Below are 16,284 nucleotides of genomic sequence, written 5' to 3'. Positions count from 1 at the left end.
ATTGAATTTGGAGCACTGCGATGAAGGACGTATTCGCCAAACTCGGCCAGGATTTCTTCTCCACCATCGTCTTCCTCGTGCTCTATCTCGTCACTGGTGACGTCGTGCTGGCAACCTGCGTGGCGATTGCGGGCGCCATCGCGCAGTTTGTTTATGCGCGCATCAAAGGCCAGACACTCGATATGATGACCTATGCCAGTCTCGCGCTGGTGGTGGTCCTCGGCAGCGCGACGCTGCTGACCAAGGATCCGCGCTTCGTGCTGGCAAAGCCCAGCATTGGGCATTTCGCCATCGGCGCCATCATGCTGCGCAAGGGCTGGATGCTGCGCTACATCCCCTCGATCGTCAGCGACACGGTTCCTGAATATGTGATCGCCGCGGGCTATGCTTGGGCTGCGCTGATGTTCGCGCTTGGCGCCGGCGTCATTGCAGTGGCCATGACAGGCGATATGAAGCTGTGGGCATTCTATGTGTCGGTCGTGGCTATTGGCGCCAAGGTGCTGGCTTTCGCGATCCAGTATGTCGTGCTGCGGGTGATCATCGCCCGCAAGCTTCGCGCAGCCGCCGCCGCACCGCAGATGTGATGCCTAGTCGCTGGCGCGTAGTTGCGAGCTTCGCAGATGCGCGACGCCGACATCCAGCGTGAACCTTGACGATGTGATCGGCGCATGAATCGTGTCGCCCTCGTATTCGGCGGTGATCCAGCGCGCGCCATCCGACAGCGCCGAGGTGGTGAATGACGCCATGCCGGCGCGATCGAGCCCGACATGAGCCGCGAGAACCTGCTCACCATCGCGAAACGTCACCGCACCTTTCGGCACGCCGTCACGGCTGGCAATCGCGGCGGTCAGCGTCACGACCGCGCCGGGTGCGCAGGGATTGTCCGAAGACGACACTGCTACGGCCGGCATGACCCGTATGATCTCGACCACCACCGCCGACTGGCTCGGCTGCACCACGACAGGGAGATAATCCGACGTCCCCATATAGTCCGCGCGGAAGCGATGTGGACCCGGGGGCAGTCGCTCCACCACCAGCCAGGGATGGGCCACATCGACCCAGCCAAGCACGGTGAGCGTCGTCTCATCGACAAAGCGGACAATGCCGCCGGGAACGCCGCCACCGCCCTCGCTCGTCACGGAGGCCGTGAGCGTCGTACGGCCGCTCGCATCGATCGATGACGCCAGCGTGGTGCGGGTCAGTTCGGAGTGGATGATGGATTGGGCGCGGACTGCGGTCGGACTTGCCAGCATACATGCAGCGACAACGACCAGATGAAAGTTATTCACCTGTTACACTCCGGTTAGCCGCCCCGGAGGTGAGGCGTGCGGCCGGCGAAAAGGTTCAACACAAAAGCAGGACGTGGAGAGGCCCCATGCCGATCCGAACAATTCGTCACAGATACTGATAAAATATGATTCCGTTGACCGCACTGGCCGCGGCCAGCAACGTCACCACCGTCACATTCAGCTTCAGGGCATCCAACATGGTGCGGCCTCGAGTTCTGCGGTCTGACCGCTATTGGAACAGCGCCGCCTGAGTCGTCACCGCTTTTCTTTTTCGTTCACATCCTTGCGGGTCACCGGAGAATCGAGTCCTGCGCAGAGGCCAGAATTCGGCCGATCTGCTGCAAGCCTGAGTCGCGTTTTGTCGAACCAAATCGCTGATGCCGCGACACAAAACCATGACCCGAATCGCCATCCTGATCGCCGGCCTCATCACCGCCAGCACCGCATTTGCCCAGTCCGTGACACCCCCGCCCGAAATGCCCGAGTGGTTTGCGAGCGCACGTGCTTTCGTGCCGCCGGATCGCGTGGCGGGTCAGGCGTTTCATGTGGACACCACCGATCCGCAAGCGCCGACCGGCTATATTGCGGTCTATCCGGCCGACGCCAATGATCCGAAGACGACGGCGAGCGCGTTCGATGCCGGCGAGATGCTGGTCGCGCAACTGGCGCGCAGCGAAGGCAAGCTGACCACCCAGTCAGCCGAGTTGCGCCCGCGCGACGTCACATTGAACAGCAACATCCCGCGCGTGCTCAGCGCCGCACGTGACGACGACGAGTATCGGGGCTTGCATGCCGAATTGCTGAAGACACGCGACAAGCTTCCCAATGGCACGATGCCTTGCGATATCCACGGCTGGTCGGAGGACCGCGACCCGAACGGATTGAACGTGCGTGCCGAGCCATCGGCGAAGGCAAAGATACTTGGCACATTGCCCGCGCCATACAAATTCAAGAGCAAGGGCGACAATGTTCCGGAAGGCGGCTGGCTGACGGAATTTTCCATCATCGGCTTCAAGGATGGCTGGTTCCTGATCGACGGCGCGAAGCCGCCAGGCAAGGAATACGAAGACGAGAGCGTCTATCCGCGCAACCACCCGAAACCCTATAGCGGCCGTGGCTGGGTCGCAGCGAACAAGGTCGGCGCACAATATGCCAATGGCGATATCCGGATGGGCGGGCTGTTTCAGGCGCCCCATGTGGACGCGCAATGGACACCGGCCAAGGGCGAAGGCGGCAGCGAGATCAGCGCCGACGGCGGCCCTAAACGCATTCTCGCCTGCAGCGGTTTCTGGGCGCTGGTGGAAAGCCACGACGGCGTCCGCGGCTGGTGGCGCCGGCTGTGTTCAAGCCAGGTCACGAATTGCAGTTGAGCTAGAACCAGATCTGCATCGACAGCCCCTGCGCATCGCGCGGTGCTTCGCCTTCAGGCACACAGCCCGCGCAATCGCGCGCCGCCAGCGCCACGGCACAGGCATCGAGCACGTCATCCCGCTTTGCGCCGGTGCGTATGCGCCTTGCAGTGAGCCAGTCGTCGATCTCGCTGAAGCCGTTCGCCAGCAACAGGTGACGGCGCAGGGCAAGCCCCTCCTCCGTATGTTTGGACGGCAGCGGCGCATTGCCGTTCAGGCGGAGGAAAACAAGTTCGGGATGGGCTTCGCGAATATCCAGATCGCGATGTGACCGCACGAAGCCATCGATCTCCATGATCTTCAGCCCGAGATGCCAGAGCTGGCGCGAGACTTTCTTCTGCTCGCGCCTCTCAGCTTCGGCGTTGGCGAGATCGGGATCGGTGAAGTCCTGCCACAGCCAGCGACGGCCACCGGAGAATACGCGCGAGCCATGCGGGCTGAGCTTCTTGCGTGCAAGCTGATCGCAGCTCCGCACACCGTCATCACCGAGACCGATGGGAATATCGATGGCCGCACGGGTAAAGCGCTGCGCCGCGAGCCAGGAGATGTCGCTGATGAAATCGATGGACGGCCGGTCGCCGTCGAGGGTGACGGCGACCCAGCCTTGATTGAAACCATCGAGCCCGATGGCGATCATCGGGCGCGCCTCGGTATTAGCCGAGGTTCAGCTCCTTGAAGAAGTCGTTGCCCTTGTCATCGATGATGATGAAGGCCGGGAAGTCGACAACTTCGATGCGCCAGATCGCTTCCATGCCGAGTTCGGGATATTCCACGACCTCGACCTTCTTGATGCAGTGTTCGGCAAGGTTTGCTGCCGAACCGCCGATCGAGCCAAGATAGAAGCCGCCATGCTTCTTGCAGGCCTCGCGCACCGCGACCGCGCGGTTGCCCTTGGCGACCATCACCATGGAGCCGCCCGCCGCCTGGAATTGGTCGACGAAGGAATCCATGCGGCCGGCCGTGGTCGGGCCGAATGCGCCGGAGGCGTAGCCTTCAGGAGTCTTGGCAGGGCCTGCGTAATAGACCGGATGGTTCTTGAAGTAATCCGGCAGCGGCTCGCCCTTCTCCAGCCGATCGCGCAGCTTGGCATGCGCACTGTCGCGCGCGACGATCATGGTGCCGGTGAGCGACAGGCGAGTCTTGGTTGGGTACTTCGACAGCGTCGCAAGCACGTCCTTCATCGGCTGGTTGAGATCGATCTTCACCACCTCGCCGCCGAGCGACTGCTCGACCTGCGGCAGATACTGTGCGGGGTTATGCTCGAGCTCTTCGAGATAGACGCCATCCTTGGTGATCTTGCCGAGCACCTGACGATCCGCCGAACACGACACGCCGAGGCCGATGGGAAGCGACGCGCCGTGGCGCGGAAGGCGAATGACGCGAACGTCGTGGCAGAAATACTTGCCGCCGAACTGCGCTCCGACGCCGGACGACTGCGTCATCTTGAGGATTTCCTGCTCCATCTCGAGATCGCGGAACGCGTTGCCGTCCGGCGAGCCTTGCGTGGGCAGCGCGTCGAGATAGCGGGCCGACGCGAGCTTCACCGTCTTCATGCAGAGCTCGGCCGAGGTGCCGCCGATAACGATGGCGAGATGGTAGGGCGGGCACGCGGCGGTGCCCAGCGTCATGATCTTTTCCTTCAGGAAGGCCAGCAGGCGATCCTTGGTCAGCACCGACGGCGTGGCCTGGAACAGGAAGCTCTTGTTGGCGGAGCCGCCGCCCTTGGCCATGAACATGAACTTGTAGGCGTCATCGCCCTCGGCATAGATCTCGCACTGTGCCGGCATGTTGTTGGCGGTGTTCTTCTCTTCATACATGGTCAGCGGAGCGACCTGCGAATAGCGCAGGTTGCGGCGCAGATAGGCGTCGCGCGCGCCTTCGCTGAGTGCTGCCTCGTCGTCGCCATCGGTAATGACGTTGCAGCCCTTCTTGCCCATGATGATCGCGGTGCCGGTGTCCTGGCACATCGGCAGCACGCCGCCGGCGGCGATGTTCGCGTTCTTGAGGAAGTCGAAGGCGACGAACTTGTCGTTCGGGCTGGCTTCGCTGTCATCCAGGATATTGCGCAGCTGCTGCAGATGGCCGGGGCGCAAATAGTGGTTGATGTCGCCGAACGCGGCCTCAGAGAGCGCCTTCAGCGCGTCGCGCGAGACCACGAGCATGTCCCGGCCAAGCACCTTCTCGACCCGCACGCCCTCGGTGGTGACCTTCTTGTAGGGCGTGGTGTCCGCGCCCAGCGGGAACAGCGGGGTGTGCTTGTAGGGCGGTACGGGCTTCGGATCGGGGAAAGCGGTGGGGGCGTTCATGGATGGGGCCTCAAAAAGGGAGGGGAATTTGAGGCCCTTGTAGGCGGTTTCCGGACTGTTTTGAAGGGTTCAAAACAGGGGGACAGGCCCGCAATCCCGGGGATGAGTGCCCTCCTCCCGCCAAGATCAACGGCATCCGCCACGCCTTGCATAAAATGGCGTCCCGCGTTTCAGTACGGCCGGGGATTGAGGAGAATTCTGGAATGTCTTTCGACCGTCTGCGCGGTATTTTTTCGGCTATGGCCCTTCTCGCCACCGTGACCCTTGTCGCTTCACCTGCCCGCGCCGACCGCTGCGACGATCTCGCGCGTCAGCTCAAGAGTCAGATCGACGGGCTCAGCGTCGGGCGAACGGCGGCCAATGTGATCTACCTGTCGCATCCAGCGGCCAAGCAGCTGCGGCTTGGCTGCGCCAGCCGTAATTTCAGCAACGAGCTCTATGCGGCGTCCGCGACCCGCAAGCCGGCGCCGGCTTTCACTGATCTCGTCGCCAGCGCGGCAGCCGTCATCTTCACGATCCCCAAGCCGGATACGGTAAAGGGCACCACGCGATGTCTCGGCCGCATGGGGATTTTCCGCGGCGATGACGTGAAGCTGCGCTATCGCCGGCTCGATCTGCGCTGCACCCGCAGCAAGACCTCCGCGAATATCACGATCTCGCGCGGCAAGGACGAATGAACACTTCGTTCCAATTGTAGCGAAGTCGCACATACGACATTCACCACAGCCGGCGGTCCAGCCCGATTGCTGCAAATTGCAGCGCCTGATTCACCACTCCTTGTTGGCACGCGCCCATGGTCCGACTGCAAGTGTTGGACACAGGGAATTTGAGATGAGTGTTTCAAGCGTAAGCAGCGCGTCGCCGGTCGCACAGGTGACACCGATCGAGGCGAAGCCGCCGGAGCCGAAGAAGAACGACGACAACGATAGCCGCACCGCGCCGCCCCCGCCGCGCGCAGCGCTGCCGCCCGGCCAGGGCACCCGGATCGATCAGCTCGCCTGAATCGACATCGCGGGACAGATCAGCCACCGATCGGGCTGACGCTCTGCCTGCCATACCGCTGCCGCGAAGCTGGTATCGGATGCCTGGCCTAGGGGTTCGGCATGATCGTTCGCCTCGTGATACGGACGCTGGTCTGGTTCGGCGTGATTGGCGTGGTTTTGTTCGCTGCCGCCGGGACCTGGCAATGGCCGGCGGCGTGGTCGTTTCTGCTCTTCATGATCCTGCTTGGCCTTGGCGGCGGCCTGTGGCTGATCCAGATCGATCCCGCACTGTTTGAAGAACGCATGAGGCCGGTGATACAGCCGGGACAACCCTCAGCAGACCGTGTCTTCATGGTGGCGTTCTTTACCGTGGCACTGGCTTGGCTGATCGTCGCAGGACTGGATCAGCGCTTCGGCCTTTCGCAGATGACGGCTGGCGTCCAGATCGCGGGCGCGGCACTCGCATTCACGGGAATCGCCATCTCGTTCTGGGTACTGCGCGAAAATAGTTTCGCCGCACCGGTCATCAAGCTTCAACGCGACCGCGGCCAGCACGTCGTCGATACCGGCCCCTATCATTTCGTGCGTCATCCCATGTATAGCGGCGCCATCCTGTTTTTTCTCGGCACATCTCTCTGGCTTGGCTCTTGGTGGAGTGCTGCGCTGACGCTGATCATGACCGTGCTGCTCGCATGGCGCACGACGGCCGAAGAGCGTATCTTGCGGGACGGTCTCCCCGGCTACGCCGACTATACGACGCACGTCCGCTATCGTCTGTGTCCATGGCTCTGGTAACCCCGCCGCGCGAGCTGCGCGGCACTATTTATCCAGTGCCTTGTAGTGCCGGAAGATGCCGTCCTTGTTGAAGGCAATGCGGCGGTCGCTGTCGAGATAGGCCTTGATGTTCGGCCGGACCGCCACGCGGTCGTGCAAATCGATCAGGCGTGGGATCTCCCGCTCGAATTTTTTCATGCGTTTCGGAAATGCGTAACGCAGTCCTTCAACGATCTGGAACAGTGACAGATCGACATAGGTCGCCTTGCGGCCCGTCACATAGGCGCCGTCGCTGGCCTTCAATATCCGCTCGAAATAGCCGAGATATTTCGGAACGCGCTCTTTCAGGAATTCGGCGCTGCGCTTTTTGGCGGGGCCTTTCTGATCCTCGTAATAGAGCGACACACCGATCGGGTGATGGGTGTCATGCACCTCGGCGACGAAATCGGTGATGGTCAGTTGCAGCTCATGCAGCTGCAGGCGCGCCGCTTCCGACTTCGGCGCCAAGCCATGACGCACGCCGAGATAGAACAGGATGTTGGCGGTCTGGCCGATCACCATATTGCCGGCCTTGAGGAATGGCGGCGCAAAGGGCGGAATTCCCTTCTTGCTGTCGAGCATCCTGGTCATCGCGGCCATGCCGCCCTGACCGCGCGCCATGTCACGGTAATCCGCACCGGCATCTTCCAGCGCAAGGCGCACGAATTCGCCGCGCCCCTGGATCGTCGGCCAATAATACAACTCATATCGCATGCGGAACCTCGCCAAATGTCGCGTCAGGGGCAGTCAAGGTAACGGCTCACCGCAGAATTCGTTCGCCGGCTCGCCTAGCGAGATCCCCTCTGTGAATCACAGGTACCGTGTCCAGCTATCGCCGCAGACCTCGCCATGGCCGGGACAGGCCCGGCCATGGCGAATGCATTGCCGCTCGTCTACCGCAATGGAACTCAATTCGTCGCGAAGCAGTACAGCAGCCCGTCGCCGCCGGTGCTCTTCAGGTCGTTCTGCGAGCAGCCACCATCAGGACCGCGCGACGGGTGCGAGGTGTTCCACGATTTCGCCGGCGGCTCTTCATTCAACCCCGTACGGTCGATATGACCGACCATGGCGGCGCCCTGGGTGCTGCTTGTCCAGTTCTTGCAGGTGCGGTCCTCGCCGGCGGCGAAGGCTGTGCCGTCGGCCTGCGAGCCGGTCAGCACGTCATGGCGATTCGGCGTATCGCCGCGGCCATTGATGACCTCGCCCTTCTCGCTGAGCGAGGTCTGCTTGGAGAGGTTGTTGCTCGCACTATGCAGATCGGCGACATCCTTGGCGACAACGACGCCCTTGGCATTCTTCCATGGGCCGTTGCCGATGCGGTCCTTCGCGTTGATGGCGGGCTTGCCGTCGGCGGTCTGCGTCGAGAGATAAGCGTGCCAGGTCTTGGCACCTGCCCCCGCAGCCTGCGCCAGCGTCTGGCAGTGATTGTCGGCGCCGGCGAGGCCACCGAGATTGCCGCCATTACCGATGCCATTGCTGGTCACGAAGAAGCTCATATCCGCGCCCTGCGCGAATGATGGCGACGTTGCTGCAAGCGAGACGGCGACAGCACCGGCACAGATACCGAGACGCGTCATGGTCGAGAGAAGAGTGGGCATCGATTCCTCCAATTTGTTTTTGTAGCCACGCAACGCCAGTCGCGATGGAACGCAACTGACCAACACGTCATCCGGCGGATTATTCCCGCTCTCTTACTGAGATCATCGCCTGGCAATGCACACGCATGAAGGCAACAAAAAAGCGCCGCGGAATGATCCGCGGCGCTTGTCTGATTTCTGTGACGCAAGGCTTACGCCTGCTGGATCGCCGACAGTTCCCAATCGGCGCCGCGCGGGCGCACAAAGGTCCAGATCTCGGTCGCCTCGATCGGCGTTTCGCTGCCGGCCACCAGACGATTGGTGCCGCGCTCCAGCGTCTTGTCGACCAGCGAGAAGCGCATCGCGACGCTCGCATAGTCGGTGTCGCCTTCGCGCCAGGCTTCCGCGAGGTCGCCCTGCAGCAGCTTCACATCCGACACCTTGTTGATGTCGTTGCGGGCCTTGTTCTCGGCGAGGTCCTTGGCGAAGTACGACACCATTTCCGGCGTCGACAGCTTGCCGAGCTTCTCCACATCTTCGTTCGACCAGGCGGCCTGCACGTCGCTGAGCAGCTTCTCGAAAGCTTCATAGTCCTGCGGCACGATCTCGATCGGCTTGTCATTGTTCGAGCCGCCGAAACCGAAGCCACCGAGACCACTGCGCTGGGTCGGCTGTGCGCCATAACCCTGCTGCGCCTGGTTCATGTGCGCCTGGTTCTGGTCGGGAGCATTACCCGGACCCGTATAGGCCGAGCTGGCCGGACCGGCATATGCCGACGCTGTCTGGTTGCGACGCTGCCACCAGGACATCGCGAGGCGGACAACGATGAAGATCAGGCCGACCTGCAGCAGCAGGCCGATGATCGACGAGATGCCGCCGAGACCGCTGAACAGACCGCCGCCGAACAGCATGCCGAGCAGGCCAGCGCCGAGGAAGCCGGCTGCGAGGCCGCCGAGCATGCCCATGCCCGGACGGTTGAAGAAACCGCCCTTGCTGGCTGCGCCCGTGGTCGCGCCGTTCATGCCCGGCGAACCCGGCTGCTGCATGGTGCGGTTGAACGGCTGAGCCGCGTTAGGCGCCGTCGACGTGCTCGGCGGGGCCGAGAACGTGCGGTTACCGCGCGAGCCCGAGCTGCCGCCGCCGCCAACGCGGGCGTCGGCAGAGGAGATTGCAATCGTGAGCGGCATCGCCAGCGAAAGAACAACGGCCATCGTCTTGACGACGCCGCGCATGCTGAACGTGAAAGTCATGGTCATTCCCTCAATCCCCGGCAGGGGGAAAACACCCCTAACATGGCTACCCCAGCCTAAAATGGAAGCACCGTTCGATGGTAAACGCTGCGGCCCTCGGTCGCGGCTCATCATTGAACCTTTGGCGCAGGAGTCACCTTGCTTTCAAATACTTATGCTGCATTGCGAAGTTTGGTGCATGGTCGAACCAAGGCGTTTTGGCGACTGGCCGCAGGATGGGTAGAGCGGAGCGAAACCCATCATTTTAACCGCCAGCTCGATGGGTTTCGCGTCGGCGCTTGCGCGCCTTCGCTCTACCCATCCGACACTTTCACCCAATGGCGGTTCACGGCGGCGCCATGGTCTCCTTGACCTTGGCGATCAGCGCACTGAGCGCGAACGGCTTGGCCAGGAAGGCGAATTGCTGGTTTTCCGGCAGGCTCTTTTCGAAAGCTTCTTCGGCATAGCCTGACACGAAGATGATGCGGATATCCGCATTGCGTGCACGCATCTCCTTGAGCAGCGTCGGCCCGTCCATCTCCGGCATGACCACGTCGGAGACCACGAGATCGATGGCGCCGTTATGCTCGTCGAACAGCTCCATCGCCTCGACGCCGTTGCCGGCTTCCACCACCGTGTAACCGCGCGAGCGGAGACCACGGGCGTTCAGCGCGCGCAGGCCTTCCTCGTCCTCGACCAGCAGGATCGTACCCTGGCCGGTCAGATCCGCACGCGGCTTGGCGTCGGCAGCGGCTTCCTTGGCAGCAACGGCGGCTGCGATCGCCGGATCGGGAGCAACTTCCTTTTCCTGATGATGGCGCGGCAGGAAGATCCGGAACGTGGTGCCTTTGCCCGGCTCGGAATCGACATAGACGAAACCGCCGGTCTGCTTGACGATGCCATAGACCGTGGAGAGGCCAAGGCCGGTGCCCTTGCCGACATCCTTGGTGGAGAAGAACGGCTCAAAGATCTTCTCGACGATATCGGCGGGAATGCCGGTGCCGGTATCGCTGACATCGATACGCACATAGTCCGATGGCGGCATGCCCTTGTAGGACAGTCGCCCGGCTTCTTCGGCCGAGACATTGACGGTGCGCACGGTCAGCGCGCCGCCATCCGGCATCGCGTCGCGCGCATTGACTGCGAGATTCACGATCACCTGCTCGAATTGCGAGATGTCGACCTTCACAGGCCACAGATCGCGGCCATGCACCACTTCGAGTTTGACCTTCTCACCGATCAGGCGCTTCAACAGCAGATCGATATCCGAGAGCGCATCGCCGAGATTGAGCACAGTCGGGCGCAGCGTCTGCCGACGCGAGAACGCGAGCAACTGGCGCACCAGCGTCGCCGCGCGCGTCGCGTTCTGCTTGATCTGCATGATGTCCTGGAACGATGGGTCGGTCGGCTTGTGCGCGTTCAGCAGGAAGTCATTGGCCATCATGATGGCGGAGAGCACGTTGTTGAAGTCATGCGCGATGCCGCCGGCCAATTGGCCGATGGTATCCATCTTCTGCGCCTGGTTGACCTGGTTTTCGAGCGTGCGGCGCTCGGTGGTCTCCAGCATGTAGACGATAGCGGCTTCGGTCTCGCGCTCGTTCTCCTCCACAGCGGTGACGAAGAACTGTCCCCAGCGTTCCTTGGCGCCTTCCAGCAGCGCTTCTACCGGCGGGATATCGCCCTGCCCCTGGGCGGCATGGCCGATGGCGGCGACCAGCTGATTGCGGTCGCGATCGCTGACGGCCGCGAGGATCGACTTGTTCACCGCGCCGGACGTGTTGAGGCTCTGCGCCAGCTTGGCGAAGCGGGCATTGCCGCGCACCACGCGGCCATCGCGGTCCACCGTCGCAATCGCCATCGGCGTGTGGTCGAAGAAGCGCATGAAGCGCACTTCGGCGGCGCGCTGCGGATCGGAGCGCTCGTCGCGGGCGCGGCTGATGACAAGGGTGCGCGACGCACCGGGCACACCATCGGCGCCGAAAGCGAGCTTGTGATAGAGCCGCACCGGCATGGTCTTGCCGTTGCGCATCCGCAGGTCGATATCGAAGACTTCGGTTTTGACCTCGCCGGGCATCGGCACGATGGACGTCAGCAATGACGCACCGTCCCCGGAAACGATGTCTGTGAGCTTCAGCCCGCCGGAGCCGATCTCGGCGAGATCATGATCGAGCCAGTTCGCCAATGTGGCGTTGACGTAGACCAGCTCGCCCTTTGGATTGACCGAGAAGAAACCGCAGGGCGCATGATCGAGATATTCGATGGCGTGCTGCAATTCCTGGAATACGTCTTCCTGACGTTGCCGATCGCGCGAAATATCGGCCACCGACCACACCGTGGATTTGGCTTCGCGCTTGCCTTCGCCCAATGGACGCACGCGCATGCGCAGCCAGCGGCCATGGCTGCCGTCAGCAGCAGCAACACGGACCTCCTCCTGCTGGCGCTTGCCCTCGCGCGCAGCCTTGAGCAGCCGGAATACGGCTTCGGAGACGTCGGGATTACCGATGAAGACCCGCTCGACCGGACGCGCGTCCTGCGCGGAGGCCGCGCCGGTCAATGAGAGATAGGCCGCATTCGCATAGACCACATGGCCCCGCGCATCGGTGACGGCGATACCGTCGAAGGCGTGATCCGCCACTGCACGCATGATCGGATCGTCGGAGGTGCGATCGGCAAAGCGGATGATACCGGCGGCAAAGGCAAACAACACGAACAGGCCGACCATCGCCAGCAGCGCCAGCAGGCCAAGGATATAAGGCTGCGCCTGGGCGCGGCCGAGAGTCATGAATGCCACCGCGCAGGCGATGATCGCTGCGGCGATCAGCAGCACCAGCACGATGCTGCCGCTGCGCCGGGCCGGCTCGTGCAGAACCGGATTCTGCGCCGTCATCGATGGGCGATCGTGGTCGGTCTCGGCGGTCATCGGACGGTTCGTCGCCTGTTGGCAGTTGCGGCAGCGCGGGTTTGCGCGCCTCCTGAGTGCATCAATCGGCCGGCCTTGCGCAAGCGCTGCGTCGGCCTATTCGCTTCCAATCCGCCGATTCGCAACACGTTCCCGGCCCCCTGCCCGGCCCTTTGCCAGGCGCTTTCCCGAATCATGACGGGCGTCCGGACAGGCCGCGCTTCAGGCCCATGACGTAGCCGATGACTTCGGCCACCGCATGGTAGTGTTCGCCCGGAATTTCCTCATCGATCTCGACGGTGGCGTAAAGCGCACGCGCCAGCGGCACGTTTTCGACGATCGGAATATCGTGCTTGCCTGCGACTTCCCTGATCTTCAGCGCGATGTTGTCGACGCCTTTGGCGACGCAGATCGGCGCGGTCATGCCGCGCTCATAGGACAGCGCCACGGCGTAGTGCGTCGGGTTGGTGATGATCACGGAGGCCTTCGGCACCGCTGCCATCATGCGCTTCTTCATGTTCTGCTGACGCAGCTGCTTGATCTTGCCCTTGATGTGGGGGTCGCCCTCGGACTGCTTGTATTCTTCCTTCACTTCCTGCAGCGACATCTTCAGCTTCTCGTACCAGGTGCGGTACTGGAAGAAGAAGTCGGCGATTGCGACGAAAGCGAGCATCGCCACCACCGAGGCCATCAGCTGCAGTGTCAGCGATGTCGTGATGCCGAGGATCGCCGACGGATCGATATGAACCAGCGCATCGAGACGAAACCGCTCCGGCCACAGCACCGCGCACATCACGGCGCCGAGCAGGACGAGCTTGAACAGGCCCTTCAGGAAATTGGCCAGCGCCTGCTTGCCGAAGACGCGCTTGGCGCCTTCCATCGGCGACAGCTTGCTGAACTTCGGCACCAGCCCTTCGGTGGAGAACACCAGCCGGTGCTGGATGAGGTTGCCGGCGAGCGCCGCGAGCACAAGAAACAGGATCGGCATGCCCATGGTGGACAGGATGGACACGCAGAGACTCTTGGCCAGCAGCAATAGTCCGGGCCCGTCGGTCCGTATCATCCAGGAATTTTGCAGAAGGTTTTTAAGCGGCGCTTGCAGCCCGCCGCCGACCGAGCCGTTGAAGGTCGACAATACCAGCGTGGCGCCAGCCAGCAGGAACCAGGTGTTGACCTCCTGGCTTTTGGCTACGTCGCCGCGTTCGTGTGCGTCGTCGAGCTTTTTTTGCGTGGGGTCATGTGTCTTTTCTGAGTCGTCGTCGGCCATCCGCGCGCCCCTATATCCGCGACATCATCTGCTGCATGACGCCGGTGACGTATTCGAGATAGGTGCCCATCATGGTGGTGAGCACCACGGCGAAGATCAGGAAGCCGATCATGATCGAAAGCGGCACGCCGACGAAGTAGACCTGCATCTGCGGCATCAGCCGTGCCAGCACGCCAAGCCCCATATTGAAGACGAGGCCGAACACCAGGAAAGGCGCAGCAAGCTGCATGCCGATCTTGAACGCCGCCGCGAATGCATTGGTCGCGAGCTTGGCCACATCGCCCGACGACATGAATTCGCCCGGCGCAAAGATCTTGTAGCTGTCATTGATGGCGGCGATCACGAGGTGATGCGTGTCAGTGGCGAACAGCAGCGTAATGCCGAGCATCGTGAGAAAATTGCCGATCAGCACGCCCTGCTGACCCTGGGTCGGATCCACGGAGGTGACGAAGCCGAGACCGAGTTGCTGCGCGATGATCGATCCGGCGACCTGCAACGCCGACAGCGTGACGCGCGCGGTGGCGCCGAGCACGACGCCGATGATGATCTCATGCACCATCAGCACCAGCATCGGCACGATCGATCCCATATCGACGTTGTAGGCACCGCGATGCGCCGGCAGCATGAGGAGGGTCAACCCCAACGCGATCGAGAGCTTGGCCCGCGCGGGAATGTTGCTCTCGCCGAACCCCGGCATCAACATCACCATCGTGCCGATGCGGGCGAAGGCCAGCATGAAGGCAGCGGCGAGAGCGGGCAGAAGCGAGACATCGATGCGCATACGGGATTGTGCATCACCCCCCGATGATTCGCGACGATATCCGAAGCATATAGCTCGACAATGCGTCCCCCATGAATGGTAACGCGAGCATCATGGTGGCAAAGACCGCGAGAATCTTCGGCACGAAGACCAGCGACTGTTCCTGGATCTGGGTCAGCGCCTGCACCAGCGATACCACGACACCGACCAGGAGGCCCACAACCATCAGCGGACCGGACACGATCACAATCGTCCAGATCGCATCGCGGGCAACGTCGAGAGTTTCGGGGCCGGTCATTGCAGTAGTCCTTGTGTTACGCGTTGTTCGTGGCGAGGAGGATCAGATCGGCATCTTCATGATGTCTTCGTAGGACTGGATGACGCGATCACGCACCGAGACCAGCGTCGACACGGCGACGTCGGTTTCCGCAACGGCCGTGACCACGTCCATCACATTGGCCTTGCCATTGGCCATTGCGATGGTCTGCGCATCCGACTTGCGGCCGGAATCGAGCACGCTGCCGAGCGCGTCCTTGAGGACCGCGCCGAACGACTGACCGCCACCAGCATCCGCCGCCTTGTTGAGACCGCCACCGCCGGCGTCCATGATGCGCGAGAGAGCCGAGTAAGCATTGGCGGCGACAGAGGGAGTTGCCATGGTTCAGCTGTCCTGTTCAGGCCTTGAGGATGTCGAGCGTGCGTTGGATCATCCGACGCGTGGCGCTGATGATGTTGAGATTGGCTTCGTAGGAGCGCTGGGCTTCCTTCATGTCCGTCATTTCCACCAGCGAGTTCACGTTGGGGTATTTGACGTTGCCGGCAGCATCTGCCGCGGGATTGCCGGGCTCGTAGCGCGTAGGAAACGCAGATTGATCCGGCCTGATGCGGCCGAGGCCGACGATGCGGGCATCCAGCGAGCGGTCGAGTTCGGATTTGAAAGTCGGCACCTTGCGACGATAGGGATCGCCGCCCGAAGTCTGCGCTGTAGACTGCGCGTTGGCGATGTTTTCCGAAATCACCCGCATGCGGCCCGCCTGGGCGCGCAGACCGGAGGTCGCGATGCCCATGGAGCGCGAGAAGTCGCTGATATCGTCTGCCATGATGAGCTCCCTTTAAATGCGCGCCGCGGCGTCAGCGCTTGCCAATAGCGGTCTTCAACAGACCGAGGCTGCGGGTGTAGAGCGAGGTCGCAGCGGCATAGTCCATCTGGTTGGCCGAGACCTTGAGCATCTCGTCTTCCAGATTCACGGCGTTGCCGGCGGGGCGGGTCTCGTAGCCGACCCGGCCGTTCTGGTTGAAGGAGGCCGAGCCCCCGGTCGGCAGGATATTGGTGCCGGACGCCCGCATCATCGGCAGCGACCCCATGCCGCCGGCAGTGACGGACGTGTTCCCGGCCTTGTCGAATTTCGGTTCCACGAGATCGCGGGGGCGGAAATTCGGAGTGTCCGAATTGGAGATGTTTTCGGCCAGCACGCGCTGGCGTTCCTGATGCCACTGCATTTTGGTGCGCAGCGCCGACAACATCGGCATGTCGCTGATCGCCATCGGCCTTCTCCGCCCGCCCGGACGGAGCGTCCTGAGCTAGGCAGAATTTGCCGCCTGCATGGTTAATACGAAGTTAATTTCCGGTGGCACCTGTTACCGAATCGTAAATGAATGCTGCAAAATCGGCGTTTTTCGCAAATGCCAACGCTTTTTCGCCCGAATTGGCCGATTAACCATCCCCATCAGCCATGCGACGGGGCGGCAGAA

Annotated in this window: 18 protein-coding genes; 5 read left to right on the top strand and 13 right to left on the bottom strand. The window is 62.3% G+C overall.

Annotated features, from left to right (window positions below):
* The first annotated feature begins 20 nt into the window (after nt 1–20).
* Nucleotides 21–584 carry an inner membrane-spanning protein YciB gene (locus AC1RLZ_RS09020; RefSeq protein ID WP_493188370.1) on the top strand — a complete coding sequence of 188 codons (564 nt, stop codon included), beginning with the start codon at nt 21–23 and terminating at the stop codon, nt 582–584.
* Nucleotides 585–587: 3 nt separating this feature from the next.
* On the opposite strand, the gene AC1RLZ_RS09015 is transcribed toward AC1RLZ_RS09020, so the two are convergent.
* Nucleotides 588–1,289: an Ig-like domain-containing protein gene (locus tag AC1RLZ_RS09015; protein ID WP_493188369.1), complete on the bottom strand. Its 702-nt coding sequence runs from the start codon at nt 1,287–1,289 to the stop codon at nt 588–590.
* Between the two features lie 395 nt (nt 1,290–1,684).
* On the opposite strand from AC1RLZ_RS09015, the gene AC1RLZ_RS09010 reads away from it, so the two are divergent.
* A complete protein-coding gene (locus AC1RLZ_RS09010; protein WP_493188368.1) occupies nt 1,685–2,659 on the top strand; it encodes an SH3 domain-containing protein in 975 nt (324 codons plus the stop codon).
* Nucleotide 2,660: 1 nt separating this feature from the next.
* Here AC1RLZ_RS09010 and AC1RLZ_RS09005 read toward each other — a convergent pair whose 3' ends face one another.
* Both AC1RLZ_RS09005 and AC1RLZ_RS09000 read right to left on the bottom strand, forming a co-directional pair.
* Complete coding sequence (locus tag AC1RLZ_RS09005) at nt 2,661–3,335, bottom strand: DUF429 domain-containing protein (protein WP_493188367.1); 675 nt, start codon at nt 3,333–3,335, stop codon at nt 2,661–2,663.
* A 16-nt stretch (nt 3,336–3,351) separates the two neighbouring features.
* On the bottom strand, nt 3,352–5,004 hold the full coding sequence (locus tag AC1RLZ_RS09000; RefSeq protein ID WP_493188366.1) for a fumarate hydratase: 1,653 nt from the start codon (nt 5,002–5,004) through the stop codon (nt 3,352–3,354).
* A 203-nt stretch (nt 5,005–5,207) separates the two neighbouring features.
* Here AC1RLZ_RS09000 and AC1RLZ_RS08995 point away from each other — a divergent pair, with 203 nt between their 5' ends.
* The 3 genes from AC1RLZ_RS08995 (at nt 5,208) to AC1RLZ_RS08985 (ending at nt 6,782) form a co-directional block, all read left to right on the top strand.
* Nucleotides 5,208–5,681 (top strand): hypothetical protein, encoded by a 474-nt coding sequence (locus AC1RLZ_RS08995; RefSeq protein ID WP_493188365.1) that lies wholly within the window; start codon nt 5,208–5,210, stop codon nt 5,679–5,681.
* Nucleotides 5,682–5,835: 154 nt separating this feature from the next.
* Complete coding sequence (locus tag AC1RLZ_RS08990; protein WP_493188364.1) at nt 5,836–6,006, top strand: hypothetical protein; 171 nt, start codon at nt 5,836–5,838, stop codon at nt 6,004–6,006.
* 101 nt (nt 6,007–6,107) lie between these two features.
* Nucleotides 6,108–6,782: a methyltransferase family protein gene (locus AC1RLZ_RS08985; RefSeq protein WP_493188363.1), complete on the top strand. Its 675-nt coding sequence runs from the start codon at nt 6,108–6,110 to the stop codon at nt 6,780–6,782.
* Between the two features lie 24 nt (nt 6,783–6,806).
* Here the strand turns inward: AC1RLZ_RS08985 and AC1RLZ_RS08980 are convergent, their stop codons facing one another.
* The 10 genes from AC1RLZ_RS08980 to flgB form a co-directional block, all read right to left on the bottom strand.
* The gene (locus AC1RLZ_RS08980; RefSeq protein ID WP_493188362.1) at nt 6,807–7,514 is read right to left on the bottom strand and encodes a glutathione S-transferase; all 708 of its coding nucleotides are present in this window, start codon (nt 7,512–7,514) and stop codon (nt 6,807–6,809) included.
* Nucleotides 7,515–7,708: 194 nt separating this feature from the next.
* A complete protein-coding gene (locus AC1RLZ_RS08975; RefSeq protein WP_493188396.1) occupies nt 7,709–8,377 on the bottom strand; it encodes a lectin in 669 nt (222 codons plus the stop codon).
* Nucleotides 8,378–8,589: 212 nt separating this feature from the next.
* Nucleotides 8,590–9,627, bottom strand: coding sequence for a Tim44 domain-containing protein (locus tag AC1RLZ_RS08970; RefSeq protein WP_493188395.1), 1,038 nt, complete (start codon nt 9,625–9,627; stop codon nt 8,590–8,592).
* 325 nt (nt 9,628–9,952) lie between these two features.
* Nucleotides 9,953–12,526 carry a cell cycle histidine kinase CckA gene (cckA, locus tag AC1RLZ_RS08965; RefSeq protein ID WP_493188361.1) on the bottom strand — a complete coding sequence of 858 codons (2,574 nt, stop codon included), beginning with the start codon at nt 12,524–12,526 and terminating at the stop codon, nt 9,953–9,955.
* A 172-nt stretch (nt 12,527–12,698) separates the two neighbouring features.
* Nucleotides 12,699–13,772 (bottom strand): flagellar biosynthesis protein FlhB, encoded by a 1,074-nt coding sequence (gene flhB, locus AC1RLZ_RS08960; protein ID WP_493188360.1) that lies wholly within the window; start codon nt 13,770–13,772, stop codon nt 12,699–12,701.
* A gap of 10 nt (nt 13,773–13,782) precedes the next feature.
* Nucleotides 13,783–14,553 carry a flagellar biosynthetic protein FliR gene (fliR, locus tag AC1RLZ_RS08955; RefSeq protein WP_493188359.1) on the bottom strand — a complete coding sequence of 257 codons (771 nt, stop codon included), beginning with the start codon at nt 14,551–14,553 and terminating at the stop codon, nt 13,783–13,785.
* 13 nt (nt 14,554–14,566) lie between these two features.
* Nucleotides 14,567–14,830 (bottom strand): flagellar biosynthesis protein FliQ, encoded by a 264-nt coding sequence (gene fliQ, locus AC1RLZ_RS08950; RefSeq protein ID WP_092146438.1) that lies wholly within the window; start codon nt 14,828–14,830, stop codon nt 14,567–14,569.
* A gap of 42 nt (nt 14,831–14,872) precedes the next feature.
* Nucleotides 14,873–15,190, bottom strand: a complete 318-nt coding sequence (gene fliE, locus AC1RLZ_RS08945) for a flagellar hook-basal body complex protein FliE (protein ID WP_493188358.1) — start codon at nt 15,188–15,190, stop codon at nt 14,873–14,875.
* A gap of 16 nt (nt 15,191–15,206) precedes the next feature.
* On the bottom strand, nt 15,207–15,632 hold the full coding sequence (gene flgC / locus AC1RLZ_RS08940; protein WP_089265171.1) for a flagellar basal body rod protein FlgC: 426 nt from the start codon (nt 15,630–15,632) through the stop codon (nt 15,207–15,209).
* 31 nt (nt 15,633–15,663) lie between these two features.
* Nucleotides 15,664–16,077, bottom strand: coding sequence for a flagellar basal body rod protein FlgB (gene flgB, locus AC1RLZ_RS08935; protein ID WP_493188357.1), 414 nt, complete (start codon nt 16,075–16,077; stop codon nt 15,664–15,666).
* Nucleotides 16,078–16,284 lie beyond the last annotated feature (207 nt).

The organism is Tardiphaga sp. GW822-FHT04G09 (assembly GCF_058800725.1).
The sequence above is the reverse complement of the archived record's forward strand: the minus strand, read 5'-3'. Positions and strand labels throughout refer to the sequence as shown.